This window comes from Pseudarthrobacter naphthalenicus, assembly GCF_029076445.1.
GTDB lineage: Bacteria > Actinomycetota > Actinomycetes > Actinomycetales > Micrococcaceae > Arthrobacter > Arthrobacter naphthalenicus.
In genome coordinates this window covers 22,212-39,259 of the sequence record NZ_JARESG010000008.1, presented here as the reverse complement: position 1 = coordinate 39,259, position 17,048 = coordinate 22,212, and the positions used below count along the sequence as shown (strand labels likewise).

Here is a 17,048-nt window from a genome sequence, read left to right as displayed (position 1 = left end):
CTGTTACAGTGGCTCGGCCAAGCCGGTTCGCCGCTGGGTTCGGCCGGCCACTACGGAAGGACGCATTATGCTCTCTGACACCTCTCGTCCCGTTATCCAGGCAACGCTGCCCGTAGTGGGCGCAAACATTGAAGAGATCGCCAAACGGTTCTACAAACATATGTTCGAAGCCAGGCCGGACCTGCTCGATGGCCTGTTCAACCGGGGTAACCAGGCCGACGGCCGGCAGCAGCAGGCGCTGGCCGGGTCGATTGCCGCTTTCGCCACCTACCTCATCGAAAAGCCGGATCAGCTGCCGGACCACCTTCTGTCCCGGGTTGCCCACAAGCACGTGTCACTGGGCCTGAGTCCGGACCAGTACCAAATTGTCCACGACCACCTGTTCTGGGCCATCGTGGATGTGCTGGGCGATGCGGTCACGCCCGAGGTCGCGGCCGCCTGGGACGAGGTCTATTGGCTGATGGGGAACATGCTGATCAATAAGGAACGCGGTCTTTACGGCGCGGTGCACCTCTCGCCGGAAACCATCTGGCGGACCTGGCGGGTGGCCCAGCGCATCCAGGAGACGGCGGACGTGGTCACGTTTGTGGTGGAGAGGACGGATGAACGGGACGTGAAGCCTTCCCTTCCCGGGCAATACGTGACCATAAAAATGCCCATGAAAGATGGCGTGCATCAGCCGCGCCAATACAGCCTGACCCGGGCCGATGACGGACAACATCGGCATTTCGCGGTGAAGCGTGTTCATGGGTTATCCACTCCTGACGGCGAGATGTCCAACCTGCTGCATCAGGATGTCCAGGTCGGCGACGAAGTGGTGCTTTCCGCCCCGTTCGGCGATGTGGTGCTGGAATACACGGACCGGCCTGTGGTGTTGGCCAGCGCCGGAATCGGCATCACCCCCATGGCCGGGATGCTCTCCCACCTGGTAAAGGCCGGCTCGCAGCGCCGGGTGATGCTCCTGCACGCTGACGAGAGTCCGGATGCGTTTCCGCTCCGCCGGCAGGTCACCGAGGATATCGGCCGGCTGCCGGAGGGCTCGCTGCACAGCTGGTTCGTCAATCCTGCGGAGGATCCGGCCGGGTCCGGCTCCACCTTCCAGGGATTCATGGACGTCAGTGCCGTGGAGCTTCCGCTGGACGCCGAATACTACCTCTGCGGGCCGCTGCCGTTCCTGCAGGCGGTACGCAGTGACCTCATCGCCAAGGGTGTGCCGGCAAAGGACATTCAGTACGAGGTGTTCGGCCCGGATCTGTGGCTGGCTGACTTCCAGTGAGCCGGTTGCGGACCGCGCAAATCGGGCCGTAACCACTCAGCCGGCTCGCCACGGATAGAGAAGATAGAGGCTTGCCCAGGCCAGCCCCAGCACCAGCAGGGCGCGGATCCAGAGCTCCCATGGTGTGGTCCACAGCCATAAGGCGGCGGCCCACGGGAGGAAGACCAGGAACTCCAGCCCCTGAAGGATCCAGGGCTGTCCGCGGAAAGCCGCCCACACCTCGCCCAGGTTCCCCTGCCGAAGCAACAGGAAGGCACCGAAGACTGCCCACAACAGCACGGCGAGGACAAAGACTGCTGCGCTAACGAGCTTGGTGGACTCAGCCATGCCTTCCCTCCGCTCCCCTTGGAGGGCCTCCGGAAAAGCCCGCTCCGGCAGACTTCAGGTTCCGGGCGTGAAGGACCACGGCAATGATGATCAGCGGCACATGGATGGCCGGCAGATTGTGGGCGAACCACGTGGGGAGATAAATGTCCGTCACCGAACCGGTGGGGTCTCCGAGCCGCCGGGCCAGGGGTGTCAGCGGACAGTGGAAACCGTTGGCGGCGAAGATGAGGATCTCACCGGCCACAACCGCGGCGGCCTGCCCCACCCGCCGGTCAGTCCGCCTCCGGATCCCGGAATAGAGGACGAACACCATGCACGCCTCGATAGTGAACCAACACCAGGGCTTCCGGCATCCTCCGAGGCATCCTCATTCGCCGAAATGGATCCTGGTCGGATGGGCGGCCCCGGCGGAGGCCACAATTTCGGCCGCCAGATCACGGATGCTCATGTTTCGTGAGCGCGAGGCACGGAAGAGCCACTCCAGCGCAATATCCTGGGTGCACCGCTCCTGCCCGATGATGACACCCACCGCGATGTCTATGGGTGACCGGTCCGCCATCGCCGTCCGGAGATTGTGCTCGGCTTCCCTCAGCTGCGCGATCCTCAGGACCAGGCGCAGCCCTTTGGAGGCATCGGCTGCCAGGGCGTGCGCACTGACGATCGCTTCCCGGCCGAATCCGTGTGGCCTGAGGCTGTAAAAACTGATGCCTGCTTTGGCCACCCCATCCAGCGGGACCGGCTGTGCCAGCACTGACAGCACGCGCTGCCCTGCGGCGGCCTCGATGAAGCTGGGCCAGCGTTCTTCAGCCCGCAGGTCAGGTACCAGGACCATGGACTCGTCCAGGGCGGCAGCCAGCCCTGGCCCCTCCCTGTTGGTGCTCTGCGTGGCCTCAAGGATGTGGGTGGCTTCATCAGAGCCGGCCACATCCGGGACGCCGGAGGTCCTCAGTACAGTAATTCCGCAGGATACGTTTCCTGAAAAATAGGCCTGCTGGTCAGCGCAGAAGGCGGTGAGGTCGTCGAGGAAGCCGGCGAGATCCGGACAATTCAACACAAGGTCCTCGACGTGGCCGGTGATATCGGCGGCGGGATACGTGCGGGGTAGTCGGGCAGCCATGGGCAACCTTTCCGGATGCCGGGGTCGTTTCCCCAGTTCTAGCTTGCGGCCGCGCTCTTCCTGACGGTCATTCCAGCTTACTCCATGCCCTTGCGGCGAGGTAGGAATACGCAGCCACCCAGGCCCCAATAATCCCCCTTGCCGGTGGACGCCTGCCTGCGGCAGTGCCACTATGTGGAGAACCAGACAGAACGCCCCCGGATCCGGGCAGAAGGATGGGCGGACATGACGTACGTCAACAGCTTGGTGGATGTGGGGCCGGGGGATGTTCCCCTCGTCGGTGGCAAGGCTGTGGGCTTGGGCGGCCTCATTCAGGCACGGGTTCCGGTTCCTGAAGGTTTTGTGCTGAACACCTCCGCCTACACGGATTTTGTGCGTGAAAATGACCTGGAAACGGACATACGTGGTCTGGCCGCACTGCCGCTACAGGCGTCGCCGCAGGATTACGAGGATGCTTCCACCCGGATCCGGGCGCTGTTCGCACAGGGGACAGTGCCGTCCGGCGTCGCCGCGGAACTGGACGACGCCTACGGCCATCTCGGCGATGGAAACGCAGCAGTCGCCGTGAGGTCCTCCGCCACGGCGGAGGACCTCGCCTCGGCCAGCTTCGCCGGCCAGCAGGACACCTACCTGAATGTGGTGGGGGCCGGGGAGCTGCACACAGCGGTCATCAATTGTTGGGCTTCCCTGTGGACCGCACGCGCCATGGCCTACCGCGCCCGCGAGGGCATAGCACCGGACACGGTCCGTCTCGCCGTGGTGGTCCAGAGCATGGTGGAGGCCCAGTCAGCCGGCGTCATGTTCACCGCCAACCCCGCCACCGGGCGCCGCGACCAGACCGTGATAAGCGCCGCGTGGGGTCTGGGCGAGTCAGTGGTCAGCGGAACGGTCACCACGGATGATCTCGTGGTCGATGCCGGGACGGGCCGGGTATCCTCGCGGCAAACGGCGGACAAGGACATCATGACCGTCTCCGCGGAGCATGGCACGAAGGAACAGCCGGTCCCGGAAGGACGGCGCCGGGTGCCCGTTCTCAATGACCGGGATGCGGCCGAACTGGCCGGTTACGGAAGGCGGATTGCGGCGTATTTCGGGCAACCACAGGACATTGAGTGGGCACGGGCCGGCAACGGATTCCATATCCTGCAGTCCCGTCCCATCACTGCCCTTCCGGAACCGGCCGCGGACGTTCCGGACTCGTGGCCCGTGCCCTACCCGAAAGGTCTCTACTTCCGCGCAAGCATCGTGGAGCAGATGCCCGATCCGCTCTCGCCGCTGTTCGCCGATCTCATCGATGGCTCGGTATCCAAATCCCTTCGCGCCCTGATGGCCGAAGCGGTCGGCAGGAACGTTGTTGGCGAAGGCGATGTGGGGTTACCCACCGTGAACGGCTACGCCTATTACTACTACCGCACCTCGGCAATGTGGCGGGTGACGGTAAGGTCGCTCACGGCAGTACGGGCCCTCTTCCGCGGCCAGGCCCGCCTGGGAGTGGCCGGCTGGCGGGAATACTCGCACCCGCGCTACGAACAAGTGGTTAGGGATTGGTCCGCCAAACCGGTCCGCGGGCTCTCCGGTGAGGAACTGCTTGACGGGGTCCAGGTGCTGCTGGACGCCGGCACCGTGTACTACACCGCCGTGCAGTCAATCATTCCGCTGGCCGCCACCAGTGAACTCTCTTTCCGGGGGTTTTACGACAGGTTCGTCCGGCGTGACGGCGATCCCCCGGCCCAGATTTTCCTGCTCGGCTACGACAGCGAACCCATCCGGGCGGAAAAGTCCCTGTTTGACCTCGCGGCGTGGGTGCGGGGGGTGCCGGGGCTGGCCTCGGTCATCCTTGAAGAATCGACGACGGCGCTCGCCGCCTCCCAGCGCACGGGCACCGCGCCGGAGGGGTTCGGGGAGGCACTGTGGCAGCAATGGCATCATCGTTTCCAGAACCATTTGGACCGCTTCGGGCACGCGGTGTACAACCTGGACTTCGCCAGCCCCGTGCCGGCGGATGATCCCGCAACGCTGCTGGAGACTGTGAAGTTTTACCTGCGCGGTCAGGGCAACAACCCCTACGAGCGGCAGCGGCTCGCGGCCGACCGGCGGGAGGAGCAGACCAGCCGCATGGCCGCCCGGCTGGGACCGCGCCGGCGCGCCGTGTTTTACCGTCTGCTCCGCTGGGCCCAGAGCACCGGGCCGATCCGTGAGGACGCCCTGGCCGACGTCGGGCTCGCGTGGCCGCTGCTGCGCCGAATCCTGCTCGAACTCGGACAGCGGCTGGTCGGCTCCGCTGTGCTCACCCAAGCGGACGACGTCTTCTGGCTGCGCTTCAGGGAGCTGCAAAGCGCCGTCGAGTTCGGCCTGGCCGCACCGGGAACGGCTGCCGTGGCCATCACCGGCGCCGACCGGCCCGTCCGTGCCGCTGCGGTGGAGGAGCGCAGGATGCTGTGGCGCGGCCAGGTCAAGGCCGCCGCCCCCCAGCTGCTCCCCGAGAACCGGTGGATGGAAAGGGCCTTCGGATCGATGATGCCGGCGGGCCCGCAACACCAGGTGGGCAACGTGATCAAAGGCGCCGGCGCGAGTTCGGGCCGGGTCAGTGCTCCGGCCAGCGTCCTCCACGGTCCTCACGACTTCGCCCTGATGAGACCGGGCGACGTCCTGGTGGCCAGGATCACCACTCCCGCCTGGACTTCGCTGTTCGCCATGGCTTCGGCGGTGGTGACCGACGTCGGCGGCCCCCTGAGCCACAGCTCAATCGTGGCCCGGGAATACGGCATCCCTGCGGTGCTCGGCACCGGAGTAGCCACCCAGCGGATTACCAGCGGCCAGCGGATCACGGTGGATGGCGACGCCGGCACCGTCATCATCGAATCCGCGCCCGATGACGCGGCGGCCCGCTGACCGGCACCTGCAAGGCAGCTAGCGGTCAGCTTTCCGTTGGGTGTTCTGCGCCGGGGAAGTCAGGTCCTCCGGTTCCGCCCTGGCATCGGGCACGAGACTGAAGGCGCCCTCCTCCTCGAGGGCGTTGTGCAGCCGGAGAATGGCGTAGAGGCCGTAGAGCAGCCGGCGGAGCTCGATGATGTCTTGGGCGCGCGCGTCTCTTTCGAGACCGTTCAGCAAGCGGTGGAGCCGGCTGATGAGGTGTTCGATTTCGGCGTGGGTGCGGCTCATGTCGGCTGTCGCGTTCGACCCGCCAAGGGCGCGGGCCACCAGCGGCACCAGGAGTTCCTCGTCTGCCCGCTCGTGCGGTAGCAGTTCGGTCTCGAGGCGGCCGAGCAGGACCCGGGCCGGGGCCAGGTCCGGGTCGCGGGTGGTGAGGGTGTCAGCCACGGCGCGTATCTGCTCAACCACGGCACTTACGGCGTCGTGCTGGGTTTTCAGCCGGCGTGCGGTGGCAATATCCGCCGGCGCCATGTTAATGGTGTGGGATTTTCCGGGGATCACTGCACGCAGGGCAATGCCTATCGCCAGGACATCGATGACCTCCTGCAGCACGGCTCCGGCTGCCGGGGCGAGGAAGCCGGCTGCTGCAGCGACCATGGCGGCCAGGGACAGGCCCATGCCGACCACGACGGCCTGCATGCCGATGCTCATCGAACGGCGCGCGATGAGGATGGCGTCGGCAAGGGCGTCGATCCGGTCCACGGTCAGCACAACGTCCGCAGCTTCCGAGGACGCGGTGGCCCCCCGTGCCGCCAAGGCCACCCCGACTCCGGCGGCGGCGAGCGCCGGAGCGTCGTTCACACCATCCCCCACCATGATGGTGGGGGCATTGGCGGATTCAGCCGTAATCACTTGGAGCTTCTCCCCCGGGTCACAGTCGGCCCGGACGGAATCAACTCCAACCACCCGGCCCACTGTATGCGCGATGTCCTCGCGGTCGCCTGTCACCAGAACGATCCTGCCGATGCCCGCAGCGCGCAGGGCCCGGATCATTCGCGGGGCGTCCGGCCTGACCGGGTCCTCCAGCAGGAACGCTCCGCAGGGTTCGCCATCGACCGCGATGAAGACGGTCAGCGATCCGTCCAGGTCGGCGCGCCGGCGCACCTGGCGCACCCAGCCCGGTTCAACGCCCGGCGCGATCCAGGCTGCCTTCCCGAGTCTGACTTCGTGGACGCCGACCATTCCCCTGAGCCCGTAGCCGTGTTCCTCGTGCACGTCTTCGGGCATTTCAAGCTTCAGGTCCCTGCGGGTGGCTGCGGTCACGATCGCACTGGCCAGGACATGCGGTGAGACCTGGTCGAGGGAGGCTGCCAGGCGGAGGATCTCATCGGCGTCAACAGTGTCGGCGGCCGTGACCGTGTCGGCGACGGTGGGCTGCCCCCGGGTGAGGGTGCCTGTCTTATCGAAGAGGGCAGCCCTGCCCGCTGCCAGGCGTTCGAGGGCGCCGCCGCCTTTGATCACCACACCGATGCTCGCGGCGCGCGACAGTCCGGACATGATGGCGATCGGGGCTGCCAGGAGAAGCGGGCAGGGTGTGGCGACAACGAGGACCGCCACGGCCCGTACCGGGTCTGCACTGAGGGCCCAGGCCGCACCGGCCAATACAAGCGTCAGCGGCACGAATAAGGCAGCGAACCGGTCCGCGGTCCGCACGAAGGGAGCTGAAGCGGCCTGGGCCTGCTCCACCAGGCGAACCACGCCGGCGTAGGTCGAGTCCGCGGCGGTTGCCGTTGCGATCACGTCAATGGGCGCCCCGGCGTTCACCACGCCGCTGCGGAGGTCTTCGCCGACCACTCTTTCCACCGGCAAGGATTCGCCGGTCAACGCGGACTCGTCGAGGATTCCTGCCGAGAGGAGGCGGCCATCCACGGCGAGGACTTCCCCGGTGCCAACCACGATGAGGTCACCCGCCGCGAGCGCCTCCACCGGAACCGATTCCACACCGCTCTGGACCCGCCTGCGGGCGGTCCGGGGCGCCCGCTCAACGAGCAGGCTCAGCTCCCGCCTTGCCCGCGCGCCGGCCCGCGCCTCCAGAAGCCGGCCGGTCGCCAGCATCACGGTGATCATTGCCCCGGCGAAGGGCTCATTCACCCACAGGGCACCTGCCAGGGCCAGTACCGCGATAATATCCACGGTGGCTTCCCGGCGCCTGAGGGCACCTGCCACCCAGGCGACGGCGAACACCAGACCCAGAACCGTGCCAGCCGCCCACAGCAGCTCCGCCGGCGGGTCCTGGCCGAGCAGCCAGGCCGCACCGCCGGCCGCCAGCAGAAGGATCGAGGCAACGAAGAACAGCAACTCAATGCGGTCACGCAGGTACGTCATGAGCCCATCCTTACATGCGGGACATGAGCCGAAGTAGCGTCCAAAGACCCACCGGGACGTTCGCCCCTACCGCGCAGCGTGCGCCCTGCCGGACACTGGGCAGGTTCGGGTGTCATCAGGCCTAGGAGGAACCATGGGTAGGTCCGCGCTTTCGGCCCCGCGGGGGCCTGCTGGCCATGGCCGGGCCGGCGCGGCATGAGTCCGTCCAAGACTGCGGCGGGCAAGCCCGACCGGACCCTGGTGGCCATCCTGTCCGCGATTGCGCTGCTTGTCGTGGTGGCTTTGGCCGTCGTCTTCACCCGCGGCGCCCCCGAGGCCCTGGATGAGTCCAGACCGGAGGGCGTCGTCCAGCGTTACAGTACTGCGGTGATCAACGGCGATACGGCCACAGCCAACTCCTTCCTCACGGAATCCGCCAAATCCGTCTGCCGGGGGTACTACGACAGCGGCCCGCGTCCCGTCCGGGTAGTTCTGATCTCCACCACGGAGCGGGACGACTCGGCCCTGGTCCGGGTCTCACTCGTCAGTTCAGGCGGGGGCGGCCCGTTCGGGCCGGCGGAGTATGAGATGGAGGACCGTTTCTCCTTGGTCAAATCCGGCGGCACCTGGCGGATCGAGCAGGCGCCGTACCCGCTCGTGTCCTGCACCGGACTGTCCAAACCATGAACGCCGCAGCCCCAACGCCTCATTCACCGGCGGGGTCAGCGCAGGCCACACTCCGCCGCCTGATCCTCTACGTTCTGTTGTTCGCCTTGGTGGTGATTACGGCCGTGGGGCTCAGCGGGCTGCTGGAACGCCTGTTCAGCACGGGAGCGCTGGTGGCAGCCGCTGATGTGGAGACAGTGGCCCGTTCCCTGGCCTTCACCCTGGTCGGCGGGCCGCTCGCCGCCCTGCTCTGGTGGCTGGTGTGGCGGAGGCTTGACGACGCGGCGGAACGCGGCTCCGCGGGATGGGGCGTCTACCTGTCTGCCGTCTACCTGGTCTCCCTGATCGCGGCGGTGACCGGGCTCCTCGCGGCTGCCAGCTCCTTGATCGGCAGCCGGGAACCCCTCTGGTACTCCCCGCTGTCGAACGGGATCGTCTGGGCGGCCGTCTGGATCCTGCACCGCTGGATGTGGCGGCACCCTGTCAAACGCCCGGAGGCTTTGGACGATATCCCGGCCGTCATCGGGTGGGTCTTCGGGCTTCTGGTCGGAGGGGTAGGGGCCATCAATGCCCTGGGCAGCCTGCTTGACGTGGCGATCCGCGGGCAGATGAGCCTGACCCCGGAGGTGGAGGGCTGGTGGCAGCCTGTCCTGCGGGCTGTGGTGTGGACCATTGGCGGAATTCTGGTGTGGTGGTGGCACTGGATCAGGGGCAGCGGACGAAAGATGGCCTCGGCCCTGGTGGATGTGGCACTGATTGGGGTGGGGATCTTCGCCGCAGGCATCACGGCACTTGGCGGCGCCGGCGTCGTGGTCTTTGTGCTCCTCAGGATCGCATTCGACCGGAACGATCCGCTGAGCGAATTACTGGCTCCCCTGGGCCCTGCAGTCGCCGCTGCCGCGATCGGCGTTCTGATCTGGCGGTATTACCGCGTCAGTGGCGCGCAGCGCTCTGCGCGCACCCGGCGTGCGGGCAGGCTGGTCACCTCCGGCGTTGCCTTGGCCGCTGCCGCAACCGGGGTGGGCGTGGTCATCAATGCAGCGCTTGCCATGGCCGTTTCGCCCCTGGCCGGCGGCGGAACCCGAACCCTGCTGCTCGGCGGCCTCAGTTCCCTGGTGGTGGGCGGACCGGTGTGGTGGCGGGCGTGGCAGCCGCTGAACCAACCGCAAACCGCGGAGGAAATCCCGCCGGGACGGCGCGTCTACCTCGTGGCGTTCTTCGGCATCAGCGCCGCTGTGGCCCTTGTGGCCGTCCTGGTAATCGGATACCGGCTCTTCGTGTTCCTGCTGGGCGAGGCGACCGGAGGCAGCCTCCTGGAACGGATCCGCTCGCCACTGGGGTTCATGGTCGCGGCGGGACTGGTTGCCGCCTATCACTTTGCCCAGTGGCGCCGTGAGCACGCCCTGCTGGCCGCCGCCGCACGGGCGAACGCCCCCACCATTGACGAGGTCATTCTGGTGACCGCCTCGGACCCGGGGCAGCTGTCCGAGGCCATTGCCGCCGCCACGGGAGCTCACGTCACCGTATGGACGAGGGCCGACGCCGGCGGGATGCTGCCGGCGGAACCTTCACCGGAGGATGGGCTGACCGACAGGGTGATCGGTGCCCTCGGCGGCGTCACTGCCTCGCACGTCCTCTTGTTGGTTGGTCCGCCCAACGGCCAAACATCGCGGATCGACGTCATACCGCTGGCGGCCCCGGGGCTGTCCTCGCGGTCCGTTGCCACCGAAAGGTTCGTGAAATGAGTGGAGTGGTACATTTCGAAATCCCCGCGGACGACGAAGACCGGGCGAGGAAATTCTACGAATCCGTGTTCGGCTGGTCCTTCCAGGTGCTGCCGGACATGGAGTACAGCCTGGCCATGACCACGCCGTCCAGCCAGCGCGGAATGCCCGACCGGCCCGGAGCCATCAATGGCGGCATCTTCCGCCGCGGTGACATGCTCCCGGCGCCGGTGGTCACCATCGACGTGGAGGACATCGATTCCGCACTGGATCAGGTCCAGCGCCTGGGCGGGGAAACAGTGCGGAGCCGGATGGAGGTTCCCGGATCCGGCTGGAACGCATATTTCCGGGACACGGAAGGCAACGTGGTGGGGCTTTGGCAGAACGCCCGGCCAACTGACGGGAGCGTTCAACCCGTCCAGGTCCATTGCGCCGCGCAACCAACCGCCGTCGTCCGGGAAACCGTGCCGATGACTGCCCTTGCTGACTTCTTCAGCCGGGCCTTCGGGTCCGTTATGGCCGAAGCGCAGAGGCAGAATGTCCAACTCACCGGACCGCCGTTCGCGCTCTATCGGGGAATGCCAACGGAAACGGTCGACGTCGAAGCGGGCTTTCCGATCACCGGTAACCTGTCCGCCACCCAAACAGTGCTCACCGGCACCCTCCCTGAAGCCGATGCATTTGAGGCGATCCACACCGGACCCTATGAAACCCTGGGTGAGACGTATTCGGCGATCCAGGACGGGATCAGGGCGGCTGGCAGGACCCCGTCCGACGCCATGTGGGAGTACTACCTGAACGGGCCTCCCGCCGAACCGGACCCCCGGAAGTGGCAGACCCGGGTGGTGTGGCCGGTGACCTGATGCCCAGGACGCTGAGGTTTGTGCTGCTGGTACTTGCCCTGCTGCTGGTAGGCAGCGGGCCGGCCGGGGCCGTCACGCCCACCGGCGTGGTGGTTGAGGACCGGGCCGGGGTGCTCGACCGCAACACCCTGATCCCGGCCATCTCCGGCATCGAATTCCATGAGCCCACCAAAGTGGCCATCTACACCTACAACGGGAGCGCCGCGGACAACCTGAACGAGGAGGTCCTCCGGTTCGCCCGCGCGGAGCACCCGGACTGGATCAGCCCGGACGGACAGAAATGGGCCGACGGTCTCTTCATCTTCGCGCTCGATCCGGTGGGCCGGCACGTGGGCACGTACATGGGCGAGGACCGTAAGGTCTCCCTGGACCAGCGTGATGACATCCAGAACGCCGCAAAGGATCTCCTGCGCGACGCCCAATGGACGGACGGCACCATCGCCGGAGTGCGGCGCGGCGCCGAACTGATCAACCAGCCGTGGTACCAGTCTGCTGCCTTCGTGATCACAGCGTGGGTGGCCGGTGCACTGGCGGCGGCCGGAGCTGCCGCGTTGGTGATCGTGCGGGCCGTGACCCGGGTCGGCAGCCGCAAGGAGCTGGAAAGGGGCGACCGAAGCTACGCCAATGTCAGCACGGACCTGGACGTCACCGAATTGAATGCCAGCACCATCCCCGAGTCCTCCTCCTACGGAAACAGTGTCCTGGAGAAGCACCGCACCTTCCTTAAGCGCTACAACGCCGCCACGGAGCTTTCGAACCGGGTGCACGCCCTGACACCGGGGGCGCTGAGCCGCCGGCCAAACCTCAAACTGGTCCGGGAGTACGCGGACGCGGCCGCCGAGTTGGATGCCCTGGATGACGTCATTGCCGACAGCAACGCGCTGCTGAACCGGCTGAGCAGCTGGCCAACGGCCTGGGACCGCCAGCTGGCACCCTTCCGCAGCGACCTCGCCGGACTCGAGCAGCTCCTGAGTAAGGGTCACGGTCAGGGCGATTCCGCCACGGCCGCGTCCCTGCGGCTCTTCCGCGATCAGAGCCTGGCGGACATCGAACGCTGGACCGCCCAACTCACAGACGGGGCCATAACACCCGAAGAAGCACTGGACCGCCTCCGTGATGCCCGCAGCCGCCTGTCGGACCTGCTCAGGCAGCACACCGAAACCGTGATCGCCGGGTACGCAAAGACCGAACGGGAGGCCACGCTCATGCGCAGGGGCATGGAGGAAGCACAGGAAGGTACTGACCGCCACCACCGCCGGACGTATGAACCCAGCATTCTGGGCACGGTCTACCCGTCCTACTATTTCTTCTCTGTCCCGGCCTTCAACTCCGGCCTCAACACCGGCGTGGGCAGCGTCAACTCCGCCAGGGGCGGCGGCGGAACCACAGGCTACGGGAGCAGCGGGGGAAGCTTCTCAGGCTCGGGAAGTTCTTCCGGTTTCTGAGTGACTTTAGGCCCTACACGTCCGTTGCCCGGAGCCGCAGGCTGAAGAGCAGCAAGAGTCCAATGGAGGGAATTCGTTATGACCGAGCCGGCATCAGATGGCGCCATCTTTGTGGTGGGGGTGGACGGATCGGAGGCGTCCGTGGAGGCGCTGCGGCAGGCCCAGCGGCTTGCCGCCCCCATCGGGGCGAAGATCCTGGCCACGGCCTACTGGGATGATCCGCAGGTTTATGCCGGATACGTGGCAATGGGAATAGACCGCTTCGAGGAACGCGTCATGATCGTCCTCAACGACGCCCTGCAACAGGCCTTCGGCGACACCACCCCGGCCAACGTGGTCCCGCGCGTCGTCCGGGGCCACCCCCGGGACTCCCTCATCGATGCCAGCCGCCACGCGGACCTGATCGTTGTTGGCCGGCGCGGCCATGGCGGCTTCGGTGGCCTGCTCCTGGGCTCTGTCAGCTCAGCCTGTGTTGCCCATGCACACTGCCCCGTGCTGGTTGTGCACAGCCCCGACAAGAAAACGAAGGAAACCCAGCCGTGAGATCCTCTAAACCCATTGCCGTCGCTACCAATGACTCGCCGCAAAGCCAGGCGGCGGTGGAGTGGGCTGCCCGCAGGGCCGCCGGCGCTGACCTGCCGCTGGTCATTCTGTACGTAGTTGATGACCGGTGGGTGGCGGAACCCGTCCCGTGGACCGGGGAGCTGGTGAAGCGGGGCGAATCGCTGGTGGAATCCGCTGCCGGGCGGGTGCGGGACAAGTTTCCGGTTGAGATCAGCACCAAAGTACTGGAGGGCGGAGTCTCCGGGTCGCTGCGAAAGTACTCCACGCAGGTTTCGATGCTGGTGGTCGGTTCAGGCTCCCCGCATTTGGGCGGTTCCCTGACGGACCGTGCGCTCCAGGTCGCCGCCGCCGCGAAATGCCCGGTCGCCGTCGTTGGCGTCACCGGGGCTGAAGGCGGACAGGGCGTGGTGGTGGGGGTGGACGGATCGGAAGAGTCCACCCAGGCCGTGGCCTTTGCCGCCGCCGAGGCGGACCGGGAAGGCCAGGAGCTGACGGTGGTATACGCCATCTGGGAACCGGACAAGTGGGTCGACAGTGGAGCGCTCACCGAGACGCTGACCCAGCGCATAGAGGACGAGGAACAGATGGTGCTGGCCGAAACTGTGTCCGGCCTGCGCGAGGACTACCCCGATCTGGTGGTTCACAAGATTCTGGACACCAAGCGCGAACCGGCGGAAGCGCTGATCAAAGCCGCCGACGGCGCCCGAATGCTGGTTGTTGGCAGCCGGGGGCGGGGTGGTTTCAAACGCCTGCTCCTCGGTTCCACGGCTCATGCGGTCCTGACGCAGATTCCGTGCCCCACGGTCATCACCCCAATTCACCGCAAATAGCGCCGGACGTAGTAGCCTGCGAGCATGCATAGCGACACTTCGGGACCCGCAACGGAAGTCCTCAACGTACATGACTGCTGGAAGTACCTCCGCTCGGCCTCGGTCTGCCGGGTTGCGCTGATCCGCAACGGTGAACCGGAAATCTTTCCCGTCAACTATGTGCCCGATAACGGCACCGTGGTATTCCGCACCGGATCGGGAACCAAGCTGGATGCGGTTCTGGGCGGCGGCTCCGTCGTGCTCGAAGCCGACGGACTGAACACTTACGGCACCATCGCCTGGAGCGTCGTCGTGAAGGGCACAGCGGCGGTTGTGGACTCGCCGGAGGACTTTCAGGAGGCCGCCGACGCCGGGCTCTCACCCTGGGAAACCGGCATCAAGGACCATCTGGTGCGGGTGACGCCCTCAGAGGTCAGCGGACGGCGTTTTGTGATCAATCCCCCGGCGCGCTGGTGGCCGCCGCTGGACGCCGGACGGCCTTAGGCGCGTGTTGTAGGGTCCGACGGCGGCGCGAGGCTTCCCGGCGGCACCGGGCCCTCCAAGGGAACGTACCCGCGCTCGCCGGGATCCCGGGCACCCTGGTCGAGACGGAACGGCGGGTACTCGTCGCGCATGAGGGCCACGTAGGCGATGACCCGGTAGATCCAGCGGTTGAAGCCCATGAGCAGATCGAACAGGGGCCGCTGGTACCTGCCGGTGAACAACAGGATGACGGCCGCAACCAGAACCAGGAAACCAAACAAGGAAATGCCGGTTGCCGTCTCGTACCTGATTCCGGGGTTCCGGGGGTCGTTCCAGCGGACCGTGCTCGCGCCGGTCAGCGCTCCGATAATGATCAGGTGCGGGAGGGCAAGAAGCCAGCTCTTAACCAGCACGAGACCGCGGGACAGACGCTCCGGATATTCAACGTCAAAGTCAGCCGGATAGTCCGTCCTGGCCAGCGTGAACGGCGGGTATTTGTCCGTCCCCAGCGCCGAATAGGCATAGAAGGACACCCGCCAGCTCCACCGCAGGACCCCCACGTTGAAGTCGAACAGGGCACGGGGGAAGCGTCCCGTAAACAGGATGGCGAACCAGGCAATGATTGTCACCACAACAAACGCGAACCACAGAAAAAACAGCAGAACAAAGTGCGGGATGGCCAGGAACCACTTCACCAGCCACAGACCCCTGGACAGCACAGGGTCAAGTTCGCCCCGAAGCCGCGAAGGATAGGGCCGAAGCTCGGCGCCGGCCTGGACCAGGGCGGCCTGATTACCCCCGGGTTGCGCGCTCACGGACTGATCTGACCGTTCCTGAGGGGGTCCGGAGGCTACAGGACCGGAATACGCCCCGGGCACCGGAGCCGACGGCCCGGCAGCATGGCGCCCCAGCCCCCGGGCGCCGAAGATCAGGAGCGGCACACCGAGGACAAGCAGGATGGCGCCTGCTGCAAGCAGTCCCGCAGCGATGGGACCGAACAGTTCGGACCGGAACCCGGCCTGCAGATCCGTTGAGACGCCAGGGCTGGCATCGGCATTCATCACCACCACGGACCAGTCTCCGGCAGCTATCTTCCAATCCAGGTTCCGTTCGCCGCTGCCGGAAGCCGAGGCCACCCAGAACGTCTGTTCTGCCGGAGCTGCCAGCGGCTTTGTCCCCTGCACCTCGCGGTACTCGGTTCGGAACGGCCGGAACCTCACCTCCCGCAGTTCGGAGTAGTTGGCGCCGGAAAGATAGCGGTCAACATCGCTCCTGGCCGCAATGCCGACAAAGACGTCTTTTCCGGGGCTGCCGGACGACGCCGTGATCCGGATGCTGCCCACGTCGAACGGCAGCGGTTCCGGGTACGTGTCGCCGCGGATACTGTCGGCCCGCGCGGAGACTATGGCCGATGAGTCCACGGCGAAGCGTTCCCGCGGAGAGGTGAGGTAGCCGCCGTCGTTCTGGAGGGCATTGACCCAGGACGTTGCTATGCCGCCGAACAGAAGTCCCGCACCCAGCATCGAAAACAGGATCCCCACGATGAGCATGGTGATTGAACGGGCTTTCATGGGCGTCCTTCCGTCGCAGCAACAACGTGGCTCCGCACCCCCTGCCGTGCGCTGAGTCCCTACCAGCGTTGTGCCGGGACGTCCGCACCGGTAGGGCCAAAGGTCATAACTGGAAGCTCCCGCCACTCCCCGATGGCCTGCCTTGGGGCCGTTGGACCCTTGTGGCGGCACCGCCCGTCCTAAAGAATGATTCAGGCGCAAGCACAGCACTCCCGTCCGGGTTGGCGCGGGGGGCGCAGAAGGGATCACACTATGAACGCCTCAGCAGCATCCGATCACGGCGTTGGATTGCCGGACGACGGGATCCGGGTGTTCATCCTGGACGACCACGAACTGGTGCGCCGCGGCCTGGAAGACCTTCTGGAAAGCGAAGGTTTCGTGGTGGTGGGCATGACCGGTTCCGCCGCCGAAGCGGCCCGCCGGATTCCGGCGCTGCGTCCTGATGTGGCGATCCTTGACGCGCGCCTGCCGGACGGCACCGGGATCGAGGTCTGCCGCGACGTGCATTCCGTCGATGAGACCATCAACTGCCTGATCCTGACAAGCTACGACGACGAGCAGGCACTTCGCGGCGCCGTGCTCGCCGGAGCCGCAGGGTACGTGCTGAAGGAGATCGCGGGTTCAGACCTGATCGGAGCACTCCGCCGGGCCGCCAGGGGAGAATCCCTGTTCGACGCCGACCTGAAGGCCAGGATCGTTCAGGGCCTTGCCGAGCCGGAGCGGGTGGATCCCAGGATCGCGATGCTGACCAACCAGGAACGCCGGGTGCTGGAGTTCATTGGTGAGGGCCTCACCAACCGCCAGATCGGCGAGCGCATGATGCTTGCCGAGAAGACCGTCAAAAACTACGTCTCATCCCTGCTTGCGAAATTGGGGTTTGAACGGCGCACCCAGGCAGCCGTCCATGTGGCGCAGCATCGCGACCAGTAGCATCCTGCAGCGGGAAACCGCAGCCGGTTGGCCGT

The 17,048-nt window shown here is 66.3% G+C and carries 15 protein-coding genes; 10 read left to right on the top strand and 5 right to left on the bottom strand.

From position 1 onward, the window contains the following. Positions 1-67 precede the first annotated feature (67 nt). The gene (locus tag PY310_RS09705) at positions 68-1,276 is read left to right on the top strand and encodes a globin domain-containing protein (protein ID WP_275214178.1); all 1,209 of its coding nucleotides are present in this window, start codon (positions 68-70) and stop codon (positions 1,274-1,276) included. A 36-nt stretch (positions 1,277-1,312) separates the two neighbouring features. Here PY310_RS09705 and PY310_RS09700 read toward each other — a convergent pair whose 3' ends face one another. The 3 genes from PY310_RS09700 to PY310_RS09690 are packed head-to-tail and all read right to left on the bottom strand — an operon-like array spanning position 1,313 to position 2,720. Then, positions 1,313-1,603, bottom strand: a complete 291-nt coding sequence (locus PY310_RS09700) for a hypothetical protein (protein WP_275214177.1) — start codon at positions 1,601-1,603, stop codon at positions 1,313-1,315. After that, complete coding sequence (locus tag PY310_RS09695; protein ID WP_275214176.1) at positions 1,596-1,916, bottom strand: hypothetical protein; 321 nt, start codon at positions 1,914-1,916, stop codon at positions 1,596-1,598. The genes PY310_RS09700 and PY310_RS09695 overlap by 8 nt, the downstream gene beginning before the upstream one ends. Positions 1,917-1,970: 54 nt before the next feature. Next, positions 1,971-2,720 carry an ANTAR domain-containing protein gene (locus PY310_RS09690; RefSeq protein WP_275214175.1) on the bottom strand — a complete coding sequence of 250 codons (750 nt, stop codon included), beginning with the start codon at positions 2,718-2,720 and terminating at the stop codon, positions 1,971-1,973. Positions 2,721-2,945: 225 nt separating this feature from the next. On the opposite strand from PY310_RS09690, the gene PY310_RS09685 reads away from it, so the two are divergent. Then, entirely contained in the window at positions 2,946-5,612 is a 2,667-nt protein-coding gene (locus PY310_RS09685) for a PEP/pyruvate-binding domain-containing protein (protein ID WP_275214174.1), read from the top strand. Between the two features lie 18 nt (positions 5,613-5,630). Here PY310_RS09685 and PY310_RS09680 read toward each other — a convergent pair whose 3' ends face one another. After that, on the bottom strand, positions 5,631-7,979 hold the full coding sequence (locus tag PY310_RS09680; protein ID WP_275214173.1) for a heavy metal translocating P-type ATPase: 2,349 nt from the start codon (positions 7,977-7,979) through the stop codon (positions 5,631-5,633). Positions 7,980-8,174: 195 nt separating this feature from the next. On the opposite strand from PY310_RS09680, the gene PY310_RS09675 reads away from it, so the two are divergent. The 7 genes from PY310_RS09675 (at position 8,175) to PY310_RS09640 (ending at position 14,533) form a co-directional block, all read left to right on the top strand. Beyond that, positions 8,175-8,645 carry an LpqB family beta-propeller domain-containing protein gene (locus tag PY310_RS09675; protein WP_275214172.1) on the top strand — a complete coding sequence of 157 codons (471 nt, stop codon included), beginning with the start codon at positions 8,175-8,177 and terminating at the stop codon, positions 8,643-8,645. Beyond that, a complete protein-coding gene (locus PY310_RS09670) occupies positions 8,642-10,369 on the top strand; it encodes a DUF5671 domain-containing protein (RefSeq protein WP_275214171.1) in 1,728 nt (575 codons plus the stop codon). The genes PY310_RS09675 and PY310_RS09670 overlap by 4 nt, the downstream gene beginning before the upstream one ends. Further along, complete coding sequence (locus tag PY310_RS21560; protein ID WP_342755740.1) at positions 10,366-11,211, top strand: VOC family protein; 846 nt, start codon at positions 10,366-10,368, stop codon at positions 11,209-11,211. Before PY310_RS09670 ends, PY310_RS21560 begins: the two co-directional genes overlap by 4 nt. Continuing rightward, the gene (locus PY310_RS09655; RefSeq protein ID WP_275214307.1) at positions 11,211-12,656 is read left to right on the top strand and encodes a DUF5129 domain-containing protein; all 1,446 of its coding nucleotides are present in this window, start codon (positions 11,211-11,213) and stop codon (positions 12,654-12,656) included. The genes PY310_RS21560 and PY310_RS09655 overlap by 1 nt, the downstream gene beginning before the upstream one ends. 78 nt (positions 12,657-12,734) lie before the next feature. Next, the gene (locus PY310_RS09650; protein WP_275214170.1) at positions 12,735-13,199 is read left to right on the top strand and encodes a universal stress protein; all 465 of its coding nucleotides are present in this window, start codon (positions 12,735-12,737) and stop codon (positions 13,197-13,199) included. Further along, positions 13,196-14,050: a universal stress protein gene (locus tag PY310_RS09645; RefSeq protein ID WP_275214169.1), complete on the top strand. Its 855-nt coding sequence runs from the start codon at positions 13,196-13,198 to the stop codon at positions 14,048-14,050. The genes PY310_RS09650 and PY310_RS09645 overlap by 4 nt, the downstream gene beginning before the upstream one ends. Before the next feature lie 24 nt (positions 14,051-14,074). Then, the gene (locus PY310_RS09640; protein ID WP_275214168.1) at positions 14,075-14,533 is read left to right on the top strand and encodes a pyridoxamine 5'-phosphate oxidase family protein; all 459 of its coding nucleotides are present in this window, start codon (positions 14,075-14,077) and stop codon (positions 14,531-14,533) included. On the opposite strand, the gene PY310_RS09635 is transcribed toward PY310_RS09640, so the two are convergent. Further along, entirely contained in the window at positions 14,530-16,083 is a 1,554-nt protein-coding gene (locus PY310_RS09635) for a DUF4389 domain-containing protein (protein ID WP_275214167.1), read from the bottom strand. The genes PY310_RS09640 and PY310_RS09635 overlap by 4 nt on opposite strands. A gap of 252 nt (positions 16,084-16,335) precedes the next feature. Here PY310_RS09635 and PY310_RS09630 point away from each other — a divergent pair, with 252 nt between their 5' ends. Continuing rightward, positions 16,336-17,013 carry a response regulator gene (locus tag PY310_RS09630; protein WP_275214166.1) on the top strand — a complete coding sequence of 226 codons (678 nt, stop codon included), beginning with the start codon at positions 16,336-16,338 and terminating at the stop codon, positions 17,011-17,013. The last annotated feature ends 35 nt before the right edge of the window (positions 17,014-17,048 follow it).

Excerpts from the sequence above, each read along its gene's own strand:
- PY310_RS09695 (WP_275214176.1), bottom strand. The coding sequence starts at position 1,916 with ATGGTGTTCGTCCTCTATTCCGGGATCCGGAGGCGGACTGACCGGCGG.
- PY310_RS09700 (WP_275214177.1), bottom strand. The coding sequence starts at position 1,603 with ATGGCTGAGTCCACCAAGCTCGTTAGCGCAGCAGTCTTTGTCCTCGCC.
- PY310_RS09640 (WP_275214168.1), top strand. The coding sequence starts at position 14,075 with ATGCATAGCGACACTTCGGGACCCGCAACGGAAGTCCTCAACGTACAT.
- PY310_RS21560 (WP_342755740.1), top strand. The coding sequence starts at position 10,366 with ATGAGTGGAGTGGTACATTTCGAAATCCCCGCGGACGACGAAGACCGG.
- PY310_RS09630 (WP_275214166.1), top strand. The coding sequence starts at position 16,336 with ATGAACGCCTCAGCAGCATCCGATCACGGCGTTGGATTGCCGGACGAC.
- PY310_RS09655 (WP_275214307.1), top strand. The coding sequence starts at position 11,211 with ATGCCCAGGACGCTGAGGTTTGTGCTGCTGGTACTTGCCCTGCTGCTG.
- PY310_RS09670 (WP_275214171.1), top strand. The coding sequence starts at position 8,642 with ATGAACGCCGCAGCCCCAACGCCTCATTCACCGGCGGGGTCAGCGCAG.
- PY310_RS09705 (WP_275214178.1), top strand. The coding sequence starts at position 68 with ATGCTCTCTGACACCTCTCGTCCCGTTATCCAGGCAACGCTGCCCGTA.
- PY310_RS09650 (WP_275214170.1), top strand. The coding sequence starts at position 12,735 with ATGACCGAGCCGGCATCAGATGGCGCCATCTTTGTGGTGGGGGTGGAC.
- PY310_RS09675 (WP_275214172.1), top strand. The coding sequence starts at position 8,175 with ATGAGTCCGTCCAAGACTGCGGCGGGCAAGCCCGACCGGACCCTGGTG.
- PY310_RS09635 (WP_275214167.1), bottom strand. The coding sequence starts at position 16,083 with ATGAAAGCCCGTTCAATCACCATGCTCATCGTGGGGATCCTGTTTTCG.
- PY310_RS09680 (WP_275214173.1), bottom strand. The coding sequence starts at position 7,979 with ATGACGTACCTGCGTGACCGCATTGAGTTGCTGTTCTTCGTTGCCTCG.
- PY310_RS09685 (WP_275214174.1), top strand. The coding sequence starts at position 2,946 with ATGACGTACGTCAACAGCTTGGTGGATGTGGGGCCGGGGGATGTTCCC.
- PY310_RS09690 (WP_275214175.1), bottom strand. The coding sequence starts at position 2,720 with ATGGCTGCCCGACTACCCCGCACGTATCCCGCCGCCGATATCACCGGC.